Genomic DNA, 15,470 nt, shown 5'->3' with positions numbered 1-15,470 from the left:
CACCGGATCGCCGCCGTATCGGGAGGACTCCCGAGTGGGGCTGGTCGAGGCGCACCTGCATCACCCGCCGCCGCGGTTCTCACGGGAAATCGACTGGCTGCCGCGCGCTTTCGACTCGATCATGGCCAAGGCGTTGGCGAAGACGCCCGCTGACCGGTATCAGTCGTGCCGCGAGTTCATCGCGTTGATCGTCCGCGCGTTGCAGTAGACCCCGCGGCGCGAGACGTCAGCGGACGGTGATCGAGCCCTTGGATCTCGACGTCGGCTCGTCGACCTCCCCGGACCGCTGCAGCAGCCGGACGAAATCGGCGATCGAGAGGGTCTCACCGCGGCGCGACGGGTCGATGCTGGCCGCGAGCAGCCTGCGCGCCGACTCGTTACCCGAACCAGCCCATTCGGCGAACGCGTTGCGCGCCGTCTTCCGCCGCTGGGCGAACGCGATGTCGATCAGCGCGAACACCTGCTCACGGAAAGACTCGTCGGTGGGCCACGGCGACGTCTCGTAGCGCTCGATGCCGACCAGGCCCGAGTACACCCGCGGAATCGGCCAGAACACCGTCGGCGACACCATGCCGTACCGGCGGACCTTGCCGAAGAAGCGCACCTTGGCGCTGGGCACGCCGTAGTCCTTGCCGCCGGGTTCGGCAGCGAGGCGCTCGGCGACCTCGGCCTGCACCATCACCATCACGGTGCGGATCGAGGGGAACTCGGCCATCAGATGCAGCAGCGCCGGAACCGCGATGTTGTACGGCAGGTTGGCGACCAGGGCCGTCGGCTCCTCGTCGAGCTCGTCGCGGCGCAATCCGAGGATGTCGCGGTTGAGCACGGTGAGCCGGTTGATCTCGCTGTGCGAGTGCTCGGCGATCGTGGTCGGTAGCTGCTGGGCCAGCACAGGATCGATTTCGACGGCGGTCACCCGCGCGCCGCGATCGAGCAGCGCCAGCGTCAGCGAGCCCAGACCGGGCCCGACCTCGAGCACGTGGTCATGCTTGTGCACACCGGACGACGAAACGATCCGCCGTACGGTGTTGGCGTCATGGACGAAGTTCTGGCCGAAGGATTTGCGGGGCCGGAAGTCGATCGCCTTCGCCAGTTGTCGTATCTCGGTCCGCCCGAGTAGTCGAATGGTCAGCGCGCACCAATCCTCCCGCTACAAGTCGGCCACGCGCCCCACCCTTGTCGCGCCCGAGTGACTTCAGCAATCGCTATTTGTTCTTCTCTTGTCGCCAAATCGGCTCTCGCAGCATACCGCAGACCACCGTTGCGCTCCCATGTGTTTTGGTCGAATTGGACGCCACCGTAAAATCCGTTCCCGGTGTTGATCGCCCAATTACCACCGGCTTCACACCGCGCAAGGGCGTCCCACGTGGAGCCGTTGGAGACCGGCGGCACCTCGGTGCCGGGTTTGGTGCCCACCCGCACGACGCCTTCACGGGCGGGGGCCACGACGACATTGGCTACTGGCAATCTTCCTGTCTCGATGCCGTTGAGTTTGGCCACCGCAAAGATCACGTCCTGCGTGCCCGGCATCCCCGGGTCCTCGACGACCTCGCGGCTCTGGTTCAGGGACGGATCCTCGATGCGCTTGAGGCCGGGCGGCAGGGGCACGCGCTCGGCGATCTTGTCGATGCGATTGCGCGTCACATCGACCTGCATGCCGTCGGTGACGGGGGCCGACGGCGCGGGAACCACGGTGTCGCGCTGCTCGAGCGGAGCGCCCGCCGCGGCCAGTAAGCCGGCCACATCGGGGGCGGCCAACGTGACCGTGCGCGTGGCTCCGCCGTCGTTGATGTGCACCGTCTTGGCGCTGACAACGGGCAGCGACATCCCTGCCAGCGGAACTCGACTGCCGCGCGACGCGGCGGCGGGCGCCTTGTCGGTCATCTGCAGCTGGCTGAGCGCCTCGTCGACCGTCGACGCGGTCGTCCACACCTGCCTGCTGTCCTGGCCGTCCAGCGACAGCTGCAACGGCCTGCTGCGGCGCAACACGATCGTGTCGGCCTGGTGGACCTGCTGATCGGCGGCCGGGAAGAGGTCGTCACGCTCACCGACGTCGAACCCGTTCTCCTCGACCACGTCGATCACGCGCGACTTCATGGTCGCCACCGTCGTCGAGTTGCCGTCGACGGTCAGCGTGACGGTCTTGTGCGCAGCTACCGCGTAGCCACCGGCGAAGGTGAGCGCGAGCAACGTCGCACCGACCAGCAGACGAAGTAACGGTGAACGTGCCTCGTGGAGTTTTATGAAAGTGTTCAAAACGTCGTATATCCCCGACTATCGGACGGAGCGCCACATCCTCGTGGCACTTCGCTTTCGGTCACAAGACGGTAACGGAGAGGCCTCGAGTCAGCAACTCGCAAGGCCGTAAGCGCGTTCGGCTGTCGTCGCGGTTTCCCGCGCGACCACCTCTGCCGGCTTACCGATGATCTCCGCCAACGCTCGCACAGTGTAAGGAAGGCAGTAGGGCTCGTTGGGCGCGCCGCGGTACGGGTGGGGCGTGAGGAACGGCGCATCGGTCTCCACGAGCATTTGCCCGGCCGGAATGAGCGTCGCGGCTTCTTGCAGCGCTTTGGCGTTCTTGAAGCTGACGGTGCCCGACAAACTCAGTAGCCAGCCCCGGTCGATACAGCGACGCGCCATCTCCGGCCCGGAGGAAAAACAGTGGAAGATCACAGTCTCGGGGGCGCCTTCGGCCTCCAGCACGTCGAGAACCTGGTCGTCGGCGTCCCGATTGTGAATCATCAGCGGCTTGCCCGTGCGCTTGGCGAGGTCGATGTGCCACGCGAAGGCCTCTCGCTGGGTGGTGAGTTCCGCGCAGCCCTCCAGCTTGCCGGGCCAGTACAGGTCCAGGCCGGTCTCGCCGATCGCGACGACGCGGGGATGACCCGCGAGCCGCTCGATGACGGTTTTGGCCTCGTCGGTCAGCGCGTCGGCCCGCGTCGGGTGCAGGGCGACGGCGGCGAAGACGCGTTCGTCGGCGTCGGCGGCCTCGGTGACCCAGCGAGCGGAGTCCAGATCGTCGGCGATGGTGACGACGGCCCGCACGCCCACCGCCGCGGCGCGGTCGACGATCGCGGTCACGCTCGCCGCGTCCGACGCGCCGCACGCATCGAGATGGGTGTGCGCGTCGATCAGCGGGCTCAGCGGAGCCGGGGCGGGGGGCTGCTCCCTTCTGCCTGGACGCTTCTCGCTCACCGCCACACCATAAGCTGAGTTCAAATGAGCGAGCCCTTCTACATCACCACCGCGATCGCCTATCCGAACGGCGATCCGCACGTCGGACACGCCTACGAGTACATCGCCACCGACGCAATCGCCCGGTTCAAGCGGTTGGACGGGTTCGACGTCCGGTACCTGACCGGCACCGATGTCCACGGCCTGAAGATGGCCGAGGCGGCGAAGGCGCTCGGTGTTCCCACAGCCGACCTGGCACGGCAGAACTCCGACGTGTTCGAGCGCCTGCAGGAGAAGCTGAACATCTCGTTCGACCGGTTCATCCGCACCTCCGATGCCGACCACCACGAGGCGTCCAAGGAGATCTGGCGCCGGATGAACGACGCCGGCGATATCTACCTGGACGCCTACAAGGGCTGGTATTCGGTTCGCGACGAACGGTTCTTCACCGACGCCGAGACCACCGTCGGCGCCGACGGCGTCCGGGTCGCGGTGGAAACCGGCGCGCCGGTGACGTGGACCGAGGAGCAGACGTATTTCTTCCGGCTGTCGGCCTACACCGACCGGCTGCTAGAGCTCTACCGGACGCATCCGGAGTTCGTCGAGCCCGAAGTGCGGCGCAACGAGATCGTCAGCTTCGTCTCCGGTGGCCTGAAGGACCTGTCGATCTCGCGCACCACGTTCGACTGGGGTGTGCCGGTGCCCGACCATCCCGACCACGTCATGTACGTGTGGGTGGACGCGCTGACGAACTACCTGACCGGCGTGGGTTTTCCGGATACGTCGTCGGAGGCCTTCCGGCGGTTCTGGCCCGCCGATCTGCACATGATCGGCAAGGACATCATCCGGTTCCACACGGTCTACTGGCCGGCGTTCCTGATGTCGGCGGGAATCGAGTTGCCGCGCAGGGTGTTTGCGCACGGGTTCGTGCTCAACCGCGGCGAGAAGATGAGCAAGTCCGTCGGCAACATCGTCGATCCGGTCGACCTCGTCGACACGTTCGGGCTCGACCAGGTTCGCTACTTCTTTCTGCGCGAGGTGCCGTTCGGCCAGGACGGCAGCTACAGCGAGGAGGCGATCATCGGCCGCATCAACGCCGATCTGGCCAACGAGCTGGGCAACCTGGCGCAGCGCTCGCTGTCGATGGTGGCCAAAAACCTCGACGGAATCGTTCCGGAGCCAGGTGATTTCACCGACGACGACACGGCGTTGCTCGAATTGGCCGACGCCTTGCCGGAGCGGGTGCGCGGTCATTACGACGCGATCGCCATGCACCTGGCACTGGAGGCGATCTGGTCCGTGCTCGGGTCGGCGAACAGGTACTTCTCCGCCCAGGAGCCGTGGGTGCTGCGCAAGTCGGAGTCGGCTGACGACCAGCGGCGGTTCGGCACGGTGCTGTACACGACGCTCGAGGTCGTGCGGATCGCCGCGCTTCTGACCCAACCCGTGATGCCGGAGTCGTCGGCCAAGCTGCTGGACCTGCTCGGGCAGGCGCCCGACGACCGAACCTTCGCCGCCATTGGCACCCGGCTGAAGCCGGGTACCGCCCTACCGGCGCCGACCGGTGTGTTCCCCCGCTACCAGGCTGAGTGATACGAAAAGTGAACGGACTACACGAGAAACTGCACGACCTCTACGAGGAGGTCGCGCGGCGCAACGCAGGCGAGACCGAGTTCCACCAATCCGTGTACGAGGTGCTCACCAGCCTCGGCCCGGTGGTCGAGAAGCACCCCGAGTACGTCGACTCCGAGGTGATCCGGCGGCTGTGCGAACCCGAACGCCAGATCATCTTCCGGGTGCCGTGGGTCGACGATCGCGGCACCGTCCAGATCAACAGGGGTTTCCGCGTCGAGTTCAACTCCGCACTCGGACCGTTCAAGGGCGGCCTGCGCTTTCACCCGTCGGTGTACCTGGGCATCGTCAAATTCCTGGGCTTCGAACAGATCTTCAAGAACTCGCTGACCGGCATGCCGATCGGCGGCGGTAAGGGCGGCGCCGACTTCGACCCCAAGGGCCGCTCCGATGACGAGGTCATGCGGTTCTGTCAGTCGTTCATGACGGAGTTGTACCGCCACCTGGGCGAGTACACCGACGTCCCCGCGGGCGACGCCGGCGTCGGCATGCGTGAAATCGGTTATCTCTTCGGGCAATACAAGCGGATCACCAACCGCTACGAGTCCGGCACGCTCACCGGCAAGGGTCTGACCTGGGGCGGTTCGCAGGTCCGCACCGAGGCCACGGGATACGGGACGGTCTTTTTCGTCAACGAGATCCTGCGGGCCAACAACGACACCTTCGAGGGCAAGCGCGCCGTGGTCTCCGGGTCGGGCAACGTGGCGATCTACGCGATCGAGAAGATTCAGGAACTGGGCGGCACCGTGGTGGCCTGTTCGGATTCCAGCGGCTATGTCGTGGACGAGAAGGGCATCGATCTCGACATCCTCAAGAACATCAAGGAAGTGCGTCGCGGCCGGATCGCCGAGTACGCCGGGATGCGCGGCGGCACAGCCGAGTTCGTCGCCGACCGCAACGTGTGGAGCGTGCCGTGTGAGATCGCGCTGCCGTGCGCCACGCAGAACGAGATCAACGGCGACGAGGCGCGGGCGCTGATCGAGAACGGGTGCCGCGTCGTCGCCGAAGGGGCGAACATGCCGTGTTCCCCCACCGCGGTCAAACATTTCGCGACCGCCGGTGTGACCTTCGCGCCGGGCAAGGCCGCCAACGCCGGGGGCGTCGCCACCAGCGCCCTGGAGATGCAGCAGAACGCCTCGCGCGACTCGTGGACGTTCGCCGAAACCGAACAGCGCCTCGAGCAAATCATGCGGCGCATCCACAACCGCTGCCTGGTCACCGCCGACGAGTACGGCCAACCGGGCAACTACGTGGCGGGCGCGAACATCGCTGGGTTCATCCGGGTTGCCGACGCAATGCTGGCGCTGGGCCTGGTCTGACCGCCGATGTGACGCGCGTCACACTCTGTCACGCCCGGGCGCCCGCCGGTGTCTAAAGGGCATGACTGAATTCACCGCACGCACACACAAGGTCCATCTCACGAGGGTCGTCGTCATCGGCGGCGGTTACTCCGGCATCCTGGCGGCCAACCACCTCCGCGTACGCGCCGATGTCGACGTCACGCTGGTCAACCCCAGGCCGAAATTCGTCGAACGGATCCGGCTGCACCAGATGGTCGCCGCCGGCTACGACGCCGGGGTCGACTACGGCACGCTGCTCGGCGACGGCATCCGGCTCGTCGTCGACAAGGCGGTCCGCATCGACGCCGCGGCGCGCACAGTGGTTCTGGAGTCCGGTCGCGAGCTCGACTACGACTACGTCGTCTACGCCGTCGGCAGCACTGGTACGGTTCCGACGACCGTCCCCGGCGCGGCCGAATTCGCCTATCCGATCGCCGAACTCGAGCAGGCACAGCGGCTGCGCACGGCACTGGAGCAGCTGCATCCCGCGGCTCCGGTCACGGTCGTCGGCGCCGGCCTGACAGGCATCGAGACCGCCGCCGAGCTCGCCGAGCAGGGCCGCAACGTGACGCTGGTATGCGGCGGGCGTCTCGGGCCGTCGCTGTCGGAACCGGGTCGGCGCTCCACCGCCAAGGCGCTGGCCAAGCTCGGCGTGACACTCATGGAGGCCGACGTGGTCGCCGAGGTACGCGCCGGCGGGGTCGTCTTCGCCGACGGCGCCGTGCGCCCGACCGCGCTGACCATCTGGACCGCCGGGTTCGGCGTGCCGGACCTCGCGACCGCGAGCGGCCTGAGCACCGACCACATCGGTCGCCTCATCACCGACGAGACCCTGACCAGTGTGGACGACGAGCGTATCGTCGCCGTCGGTGACTGTGCGGCCCCGTCGAACGAACCGCTGCGGATGTGTTGTGCCACAGCGACGCAGCTCGCCCCGCAGGGGGCGAACACCGTGCTGAACCGCATCGCCGGCACCACCCCCGCCGAGTTCGACTATGCGTACGCCGGGTCCTGCATCAGCCTGGGCCGGCATGCCGCGACGGTGCAGTTCACCCGCAAGGACGACACCCCGGTCAACGTCTACTTCGCGGGACGCGCGGTCGCCACGTTCAAGGAGGCCGTCTGCAAGGGCACGCTGTGGGCGATGCGGCGCTCGGCCCGCAAGCCGGATTGGACGTTCTGGCTCAAGGGCGGCCCGCGGCCCCGCCAGGCGGCGCTGGCGCCGAAGGTGGTCAACCGGACGTGACCACCGCGATGGGCGACCATGCCGAGCGGTTCACCGTCCTGCGGCCGCTGTTGTTCACCATCGCCTACGAGATCCTGGGCAGTGCAACAGAATCCGACGACGTGCTGCAGGACAGCTATCTGCGGTGGGCCGAGGTCGAGCTCGACACGGTGCGCGACACGAAGTCCTTCCTGGCGCAGCTGGTGACCCGCGAGGCCCTGAACGCGCTGCGCACGAGGTCACGTCGGCGCGAGGAGTACATCGGTCCGTGGCTACCGGAACCGCTGCTGCTCGAGTCGCGTGACGCATCGTCCGATGTCGTGCTCGCCGAATCGGTTTCGATGGCGATGCTGGTTCTGCTCGAGACGCTGACGCCCGACGAGCGCGCGGTGTTCGTTTTGCGCGAGGTGTTCGGCTTCGACTACGACGAGATCGCCGGCGCGGTGGGCAGATCCGCGACGACCGTGCGCCAGATGGCACACCGCGCCCGCGAACACGTCCATGCGCGGCGCAACCGTTTCGGCCCGGTGGACGAACGGCGTACCGAGCAGATCACCGAGCAGTTTCTGGCCGCGGCGTCGACCGGTGACATGGAGGGGCTGATGTCGCTGCTGTCTCCCGGCGTCACCTGGACCGCGGACCACGGCGGGAAGGCCACCGCCATCCGCAGGCCGGTGGTCGGTGCGCGTCGCGTGGCGGCGCTCATGGCACGGCTGTTCGAGGTCGCCAAGGAGACGCCGGAGATGCGCTTCGAGACGGCGATCTACAACAGCGCGCCCGCCGTCGTCATCTACACGGGCGAGCACCTGGAAGGTCTCTTCGTCTTTGAGGTGCTCGACGACAAGATCACCAACCTGTACGCCGTGCGCAACCCGGACAAGCTCGCGGGCATCGCGATCCCCCGCAGCATCAGCCGCGAGTGACCTCTGCCACATTCGGCCTGGAGATGTCACACTGCCCTGATGCCCGGTGTCTCGAGGTCAGACCGGCTCTGAGCCGAACCGCCACCCCCGGCGGCCACGGCAAGCCGGATGACCCGAGGAGTTCGACATGACCGATTTGACCAACAACGTCGTTGTGATCGGTGGCGGCTACGCCGGAGTGATGGCCGCGAACCGGCTCGCCCCGCACGCCCGCGTGACACTGGTGAATCCGCGCGCCGAGTTCGTCGAACGGATCCGCCTGCACCAACTGGTCGCGGGCAACGACGACGCCGTCGCCGACTACGCGGCCGTGCTGTCACCCGACGTGCGCCTCGTGGTCGACGGGGCTTCGCGGATCGACGCGGCCGCCCGCACCGTCACGCTGACGTCCGGCACGCCACTGCCGTACGACTACCTGGTGTATGCCGTCGGCAGCACGGGGGAGGTCCCCGCCGCGGTGCCGGGCGCCGCCGAGTTCGCCTACCCGATCAGTGAATTGGAACAGGCCAAACGACTCACCGCGCGGATGGCGGATGTGCCGACCTCGGCGCCGGTGGTGGTCGTCGGCGGCGGGTTGACCGGCATCGAGACCGCGACCGAACTGGCCGAAGCCGGCCGCCCCGTCACGTTGGTGACCGACGTGCTCGGTCCGTCACTGGCGGCCAGTGGTCGCCGGTCGATCGCCAAGCGGCTGGCCAAGCTGCGGGTCGACGTGATCGAAGGCAGCGCCGTCGCGGAGGTCCGGGCCGACCGCGTGGTGGTGGCCGACGGACGCGAGGTGCCGAGCGCGGTCACGGTGTGGACGGCCGGATTCGGCGTGCCCGGATTGGCCGCCGCCAGCGGTCTGGCCACCGACGCGCTCGGCCGGCTGCTCACCGACGAGACGCTCACCAGCGTCGACGATGTGCACATCGTCGGTGCCGGCGACGCGGCGTCACCGTCGAATCAGCCGTGGCGGATGAGCTGCCAGGCCGCCCTCCCGCTGGGCGCGCAGGCCGCGAACACGGTGCTGGCACGCCTGGCCGGCGAGGACCCGGCCGCGGTGAACCATGCGATGGCCGGGCAGTGCATCAGCCTGGGACGTAAGGCGGGCATATTCCAGTTCGCCGACGTCGACGACACGCCGCGGCGCTGGTACATCGGTGGTCGCACCGGTGCGCTGATCAAAGAGCAGGTGTGCCGCTACACGCTGAAATGGATCCGGGGCGAGGCCGACAAGCCGGGGTCCTACACCTGGAAGACGAACCCGCGCCGCCAGCAGGCGGTGGCGTCGGAGCACGGGACCGAGCCGGCGATCCGATGAACGGCACGGGTGACGAACACGCCGAACGGTTCACGGTGCTGCGTCCGCTGCTGTTCACGATCGCCTACGAGATCCTGGGCAGCGCAACCGAAGCCGACGACGTGTTACAGGAGAGCTACCTGCGCTGGGCCGAGGTGGACCTGACGACGGTGCACGACACCAAGGCCTACCTCGCCCAGCTCGTCACCCGCCAGTCACTCAACGCGCTTCGGGCGCAGTCCCGAAGGCGGGAGGAGTACGTCGGCCCGTGGTTGCCGGAACCGCTGCTGCTCGACACGCGCGACGCATCGTCGGATGTCGTGCTGGCGGAGTCGGTTTCGATGGCGATGCTCGTCGTGCTAGAGACGTTGAGCCCGGACGAGCGCGCAGTGTTCGTGCTGCGCGAGGTGTTCGGTTTCAGCCACGACGAGATCGCCGACGCCGTCGGCAAGTCGGCAGCCACCGTGCGTCAGATGGCGCACCGGGCACGCGAACACGTGCAGTCGCGGCGCAAGCGGTTCGAGCCGGTCGATCCGAAGGTGTCGATGGAGATCACGCAGCGGTTCTTCGCGGCGGCGGCCACCGGTGACGTCGACGCCTTGCTCGAGATGTTGACCGACGACGTCCAGTGGACCGCGGACTCCGACGGCAAGGTCAGCGCGGCCCGGCGGCCGGTCGTCGGCGCCGAGAAGGTCGCCAGGGTCCTGGTCGGGCTGGTGCGGGTCGCGGGCGAGGCGGGTCGCGTGGAACCGGCGATGTACAACAACGCGCCCGCCCTCAAGCTCTACCTCGGCGACCGCTTCGAGGGGCTGATCACCATCGAGGTCACCGAGGACCGGATCTCGCACTTCTATGTCATGCGCAACCCGGACAAGCTGGCCGGGGTGGACATCCCGCGGGAAGTCACGCGCAACATCTGACAAGCTGGGTCGGTGCGGATCGACCTGCTCGGCGACCTCGGCAGCGCCCCAGCGGTTCTGCGTGCCGTCGGATACGCCGCGGCCGAACGCGGGCTGGCGCCGCCGGCCGCTTTGATCGGCGAATGGTTCGGCTCGGGTGCGGTCATCGCGCCTTCCGTCGAGGTCGTGCCGGTCGAGTGCGCGCGCGTCTTCGACGTCCCTGTGGGTTCGGGCACTGGAGATGCGGTGGGAGGCGGCTGGTTCGGCTATCTGTCGTACCCGGACGCGGCCGCCGACGGTTCGGGACCGCGCATGCCCGAGGCCGCGGGCGGCTGGTCCGATTGTGTGCTGCGCCAGGACGGCGACGGGCGGTGGTGGTTCGAAAGCCTCTCCGAGGCAACGATTCCGGAATGGGTGGCCGAGGCGCTGCGAGTGCCGGTCGAGCCGCGGCCGTTCCACGTCGAGTGGGGTCAGGCCGACCGCGATGCGCATCGGCGCGGGATGTCGGAGTGCCTGGAGGCGATCGCGGCCGGGGAGGTCTACCAGGCGTGTGTGTGCACGCAGTTCCGCGGCCGACTCGACGGATCGACGCTCGACTTCTTCGCCGATGCCGTGCACCAGACCGCACCGGCGCGCGCCGCGTACGTGGCCGGCAGCTGGGGGGCGGTGGCGTCGTTGTCGCCGGAACTGTTCCTGCGCAGGCGAGGTGAGCACATCGCGTCGAGCCCGATCAAGGGGACGCTGCCGCGCTCGGCGGATCCGGCCGCGCTCCGCTGTTCGGTCAAAGACGTGGCTGAGAACATCATGATCGTCGACCTGGTGCGCAACGACCTGGGACGTGTGGCCGACGTCGGTTCGGTGACCGTTCCGGAGTTGTTGGTCGTGCGACCGGCACCCGGGGTGTGGCACCTCGTGTCGACGGTGGCTGCCCAGGTGGGGGCCGATGTGCCGATGTCGGAGGTGCTCGACGCGACGTTCCCGCCGGCGTCGGTGACGGGAACACCGAAGGCGCGGGCACGTCAACTGCTCGCCGGGTGGGAGCCGGTGCGACGAGGAGTGTATTGCGGCACAGTCGGTTTCGCGTCGCCGGTAGCCGGGTGTGAGCTGAACGTGGCGATCCGGACCGTCGAATTCGACGCTTCGGGCGGCGCGGTCCTCGGCGTCGGGGGCGGGATCACGGCCGACTCCGACCCGGATCGTGAGTGGGCGGAGTGCCTGCACAAGGCGGCACCGATCATGCAATCACTGACGGCCGGCGCTCAGCTGTGATAGTCAGGGCGGCTATGGACCTTCCTGCCCTGACGACTTTCGCCCCGGATGCGCCGATCCTGATGGTGAACCTCCTGAAGTTCAAGGAGCCCGGCGGACTGGAGAGCTATCTCCAGTACGGCGCGGGCGTCGCTCCGCTTCTCGAGAAGGCGGGTGCCACCGTGCGCTACGGCGGCGAACTCCCCGCATATGTCATCGGCGACGAGGCCAAGCCGTGGTGGGACGTGATCCTCGTGGTCGAATATCCGACTCCCGCGGCGTTTCTGGAGATGGTCAGCAGCGAGGAGTACGCGAAGGTGCACGTGCACCGCGAGGAGGCGTTGGAGCGCGCCGAGTTGATCGCGACGGCACGCTGGTCGATCACCGGCTGACCCTCGCGGCCGGGACTATTGCCGGACTATTGCCGGGACCGCAGAACCGCGTCGTAGAGCTCGCGCCGTGACGGTGAGCCCGGGTTCGCCGCGACCACGTCGGCGCACGCGTCCTTGACCCGCGCGCCGTCGTCGACGAGCTTGTGGACCGCCGCGACCAGCGTGTCGAGGTCCGCCTTCGGCACCGCGCCCGCCAGCACGACGGTGATCTCGCCGAGCACCCCGTCGGCGGCCCACTCGGCGAGCTCGGCCAGCCCTCCGCGGACGACCTCCTCGTGCGTCTTGGTCAGCTCCCGGCACACCACCGCGCGGCGGTCGGCCCCGAGCACGTCGACCGCGTCGGCGAGCGTGCCCGCGAGGCGGCGCGGTGACTCGAAGAACACGCACGTCCGCTGCTCGGCGGCCAGCGTCGTCAGCCACGCCCGGCGAGCGGCCTGCTTGCGCGGCGCGAAGCCCTCGAAGCAGAACCTCTCGGCCGGCAACCCCGAGACCGCCAGCGCCGTCGTCACCGCCGACGGACCGGGCAGGCACGTGACCGGGAGTTCCGCCTCGATACAGGCCGTCACCAGGCGGTAGCCGGGGTCGCTGATCAGGGGCATGCCGGCGTCGCTGACCAGCAGGACCGTCGCACCTGCGCGGATGTCGTCGAGCAGGCCCGCGACCCGCGACGCCTCGTTCTGGTCGTAGAGACTGACCACCCTCGCGGCCGTCCTGATCTCGAGGTTCTGGGCCAGCGTGCGCACTCGGCGGGTGTCCTCGGCGGCGATGACGTCGGCGCCCTTCAGCGCGGCGACCAGGCGCGCAGAGGCGTCCGAGGGTTGGCCCAGCGGCGTGGCGCCGATGAGCAGTCGGCCGAGGCTCATCCGGACAGCCTACGATCGCACTCGTGACCGCCCCCGCCACCAAAGCGCCGCGCGCGGTCCCGGTCATCAGCCCCGCGCCGCAGGTGCCCGCCGCGGACTTCGGGCCCGTCGACCGGATGCAGGGCTGGGTGATGACCGCCGTCATCGCCGCACTGGCCGCGGTGACGCGGTTCCTCAACCTCGGCTCACCGACCGATGCCGGGACGCCGATCTTCGACGAGAAGCATTACGCGCCGCAGGCCTGGCAGATGCTGCACAACCACGGTGTCGAGGACAACCCGGGCTACGGCCTGGTGGTGCACCCGCCTGTGGGCAAGCAGTTGATCGCGATCGGCGAGGCGCTGTTCGGCTACACCGGGCTCGGATGGCGATTCACCGGTGCCGTGTGCGGAGTGATCGTCGTGGTGCTGGTCGCGCGGATCACGCGCCGCATCAGCCGGTCGACCGTGGTGGGCGGTATCGCGGGACTGCTGGTCACCGCCGACGGGGTGAGCTTTGTCGCGTCACGCACCGCGCTGCTCGACGGGTTCCTGGTGACGTTCGTGGTGGCGGCGTTCGGTTGTCTGATCGTCGATCGCGACCAGGTACGCGAGCGCATGCACCTCGCGCTGCTGGAGGGCCGCATCGGCAAGACGTTGTGGGGGCCGAGACTCGGCGTCCGGTGGTGGCGGTTCGGCGCGGGCGTGCTGCTCGGATTGGCTTGCGCGACAAAGTGGTCAGGCGTCTACTTCATCGCCTTCTTCGGCGTGATGACGATGGTGTTCGACATCCTGGCGCGTCGGCAGTACCGGGTTCCGCGGCCGTGGCTCGGCGCGTTCCGACGCGACCTGGGACCGTCGCTGTACGCGCTGGTGCTCATTCCGTTCGGCGTGTATCTGGCGTCGTATGCACCATGGTTCGCCTCCGAGACGGCCGTCAATCGCCACGAGGTGGGGCAGTCGATCGGCCCGGATAGCGTGTTGCCGATCCCCGACGCATTGCGTTCGCTGTGGCATTACACCTACGCCGCGTACAGGTTTCACTCCGGGCTGACCAACGCCGATGGCAACCATCACCCGTGGGAGTCGAAGCCGTGGACGTGGCCGATGTCGCTACGGCCGGTGCTCTACGCGATCGACAACCAGGATGTGCCCGGGTGTGGCGCGCAGTCGTGTGTCAAGGCCGTGATGTTGGTCGGCACACCCGCGATGTGGTTTCTCGCGGTGCCGATTCTGGGATGGGCGATCTGGCGGGCATTCATCAAGCGCGACTGGCGTTATGGCGTTGCGTTGGTGGGCTACAGCGCGGGCTTCCTGCCGTGGTTCGCCGACATCGACCGCCAGATGTACTTCTTCTATGCGGCGACGATGGCACCGTTCATGGTGATGATGATCGCGTTGATCCTCGGCGACATTCTGCACATGCCGAACCAGAACGCCGAGCGCCGAACGCTGGGGCTGATCGCGGTGAGCTGTTATATCGCGTTGGTGCTGACCAACTTCGCGTGGATGTACCCGATCCTGACCGGCATCCCTATATCGCAGACGACGTGGAACATGCAGATCTGGCTGCCGTCCTGGCGCTGAGCGTGGCGGTGCCGATGCCACGCTCTTGTTTTTGCGCGTAGGGTCGTGGATCGACGTTATCCACAACCCTATACGCAAAATTGCGTTCGGCGAGCGGATTTGTCGGCGCGCGTGGCAAGCATCCCGGTATGGACGACGTCTTCATCGGAAGCACGGCTGTGTCCGCAGGTGCGCTGACACGAGCGAGCCTTCGATGGAACTATCAGGCGATCTTCCCGGGCGTCTACCACTCGAAGCTCGTTGTCCCAGCGCTCGAACAACGCATTCGCGGAGCCTGGCTATGGTCGGGGCGGCGTGGGCTCATCACCGGACGCGCCGCGGCCGCTTTGCACGGGGCGTTGTGGGTCGACGCGGCAACACCCGTCGAAATGATCTGGACGAGCGGCCGACCGCCGCGGGGGATCATTGTGCGCAACGAACGGATCGACGCCGACGACATTCGGTTGATAAACGGTATGCCTGTCGCCACGCCGGCGCGCACTGCATTCGACCTCGCCCGGCATTTGCCCCGTGACCTCGCGGTACGCCACTTGGATGCCCTGGCACGAGCCACTGGTGTGACCGCGTCGGAAGTGGTCGAGTTGAGTCATCGATATCCGCGCGCACGGGGACTGCCGCGCGCTCGAACGGCGCTGTGGTTGATGGACGGCGGAGCACAATCGCCACAGGAGACCCGTATACGGCTCATCCTCATCGACGACGGGCTACCGCCGCCGAGAACTCAGATCGCGGTTACCGACGGCGCCAGCGAGGCCTTCATCGACCTGGGTTACGACGAGCCCAAGGTTGGTTTCGACTACGAGGGTCGACACCACAGCGAGGACCGCGGTCAGTACGTCCACGACATCGGACGCGCGGTGCAAAATGAATCGCCTGCTGTGCTCCGCGACGATACGCAGGTCGATCCATCCTTCTCGCTCGAGCAAC

Annotated in this window: 14 protein-coding genes and 1 pseudogene; 11 read left to right on the top strand and 4 right to left on the bottom strand. The window is 67.7% G+C overall.

Annotated features, from left to right (window positions below; all coding sequences use genetic code 11):
• A pseudogene (locus tag A5698_RS27805) lies at positions 1-208 on the top strand (serine/threonine protein kinase); the annotation flags it as partial.
• Positions 209-226: 18 nt separating this feature from the next.
• Here the strand turns inward: A5698_RS27805 and rsmA are convergent.
• From rsmA to A5698_RS03785, 3 genes are all read right to left on the bottom strand, one after another.
• Positions 227-1,132: a 16S rRNA (adenine(1518)-N(6)/adenine(1519)-N(6))-dimethyltransferase RsmA gene (gene rsmA, locus A5698_RS03795; RefSeq protein ID WP_068293515.1), complete on the bottom strand. Its 906-nt coding sequence runs from the start codon at positions 1,130-1,132 to the stop codon at positions 227-229.
• Positions 1,129-2,256, bottom strand: a complete 1,128-nt coding sequence (locus A5698_RS03790) for a resuscitation-promoting factor (protein ID WP_156670598.1) — start codon at positions 2,254-2,256, stop codon at positions 1,129-1,131. The genes rsmA and A5698_RS03790 overlap by 4 nt, the downstream gene beginning before the upstream one ends.
• Before the next feature lie 90 nt (positions 2,257-2,346).
• Positions 2,347-3,195 (bottom strand): TatD family hydrolase, encoded by an 849-nt coding sequence (locus A5698_RS03785; protein ID WP_068293525.1) that lies wholly within the window; start codon positions 3,193-3,195, stop codon positions 2,347-2,349.
• Positions 3,196-3,219: 24 nt separating this feature from the next.
• Between A5698_RS03785 and metG the strand changes: the two genes are divergently transcribed.
• The 8 genes from metG (at position 3,220) to A5698_RS03745 (ending at position 12,115) form a co-directional block, all read left to right on the top strand.
• Entirely contained in the window at positions 3,220-4,767 is a 1,548-nt protein-coding gene (metG, locus tag A5698_RS03780; RefSeq protein ID WP_068293503.1) for a methionine--tRNA ligase, read from the top strand.
• Between the two features lie 8 nt (positions 4,768-4,775).
• Positions 4,776-6,125 carry an NADP-specific glutamate dehydrogenase gene (gene gdhA, locus A5698_RS03775; protein WP_068293501.1) on the top strand — a complete coding sequence of 450 codons (1,350 nt, stop codon included), beginning with the start codon at positions 4,776-4,778 and terminating at the stop codon, positions 6,123-6,125.
• Positions 6,126-6,186: 61 nt separating this feature from the next.
• Entirely contained in the window at positions 6,187-7,392 is a 1,206-nt protein-coding gene (locus A5698_RS03770) for an NAD(P)/FAD-dependent oxidoreductase (protein WP_068293498.1), read from the top strand.
• An 8-nt stretch (positions 7,393-7,400) separates the two neighbouring features.
• Positions 7,401-8,294, top strand: coding sequence for an RNA polymerase sigma factor SigJ (gene sigJ / locus A5698_RS03765; RefSeq protein ID WP_068293522.1), 894 nt, complete (start codon positions 7,401-7,403; stop codon positions 8,292-8,294).
• A 127-nt stretch (positions 8,295-8,421) separates the two neighbouring features.
• Positions 8,422-9,597 (top strand): NAD(P)/FAD-dependent oxidoreductase, encoded by a 1,176-nt coding sequence (locus A5698_RS03760; protein ID WP_068293495.1) that lies wholly within the window; start codon positions 8,422-8,424, stop codon positions 9,595-9,597.
• A complete protein-coding gene (locus tag A5698_RS03755; protein WP_068293493.1) occupies positions 9,594-10,496 on the top strand; it encodes an RNA polymerase sigma-70 factor in 903 nt (300 codons plus the stop codon). The genes A5698_RS03760 and A5698_RS03755 overlap by 4 nt, the downstream gene beginning before the upstream one ends.
• 12 nt (positions 10,497-10,508) lie before the next feature.
• The gene (locus A5698_RS03750; RefSeq protein WP_068293490.1) at positions 10,509-11,744 is read left to right on the top strand and encodes an aminodeoxychorismate synthase component I; all 1,236 of its coding nucleotides are present in this window, start codon (positions 10,509-10,511) and stop codon (positions 11,742-11,744) included.
• A gap of 14 nt (positions 11,745-11,758) precedes the next feature.
• Positions 11,759-12,115 (top strand): DUF1330 domain-containing protein, encoded by a 357-nt coding sequence (locus tag A5698_RS03745; RefSeq protein ID WP_067089535.1) that lies wholly within the window; start codon positions 11,759-11,761, stop codon positions 12,113-12,115.
• 26 nt (positions 12,116-12,141) lie between these two features.
• On the opposite strand, the gene rsmI is transcribed toward A5698_RS03745, so the two are convergent.
• Positions 12,142-12,978: a 16S rRNA (cytidine(1402)-2'-O)-methyltransferase gene (gene rsmI, locus A5698_RS03740; protein WP_068293488.1), complete on the bottom strand. Its 837-nt coding sequence runs from the start codon at positions 12,976-12,978 to the stop codon at positions 12,142-12,144.
• Between the two features lie 116 nt (positions 12,979-13,094).
• Between rsmI and A5698_RS03735 the strand changes: the two genes are divergently transcribed.
• Together A5698_RS03735 and A5698_RS03730 are read left to right on the top strand one after the other, a co-directional pair.
• Positions 13,095-14,543 (top strand): dolichyl-phosphate-mannose--protein mannosyltransferase, encoded by a 1,449-nt coding sequence (locus tag A5698_RS03735; protein WP_231967292.1) that lies wholly within the window; start codon positions 13,095-13,097, stop codon positions 14,541-14,543.
• A 128-nt stretch (positions 14,544-14,671) separates the two neighbouring features.
• Positions 14,672-15,470 (top strand): type IV toxin-antitoxin system AbiEi family antitoxin (locus A5698_RS03730; protein WP_231967290.1); only part of this gene is annotated, 799 nt, incomplete at its 3' end.

The sequence above is a fragment of the Mycobacterium sp. E136 genome, from assembly GCF_001666865.1.
Taxonomy (GTDB): Bacteria; Actinomycetota; Actinomycetes; order Mycobacteriales; family Mycobacteriaceae; genus Mycobacterium.
This window is presented reverse-complemented; position numbering and strand designations above follow the sequence as displayed.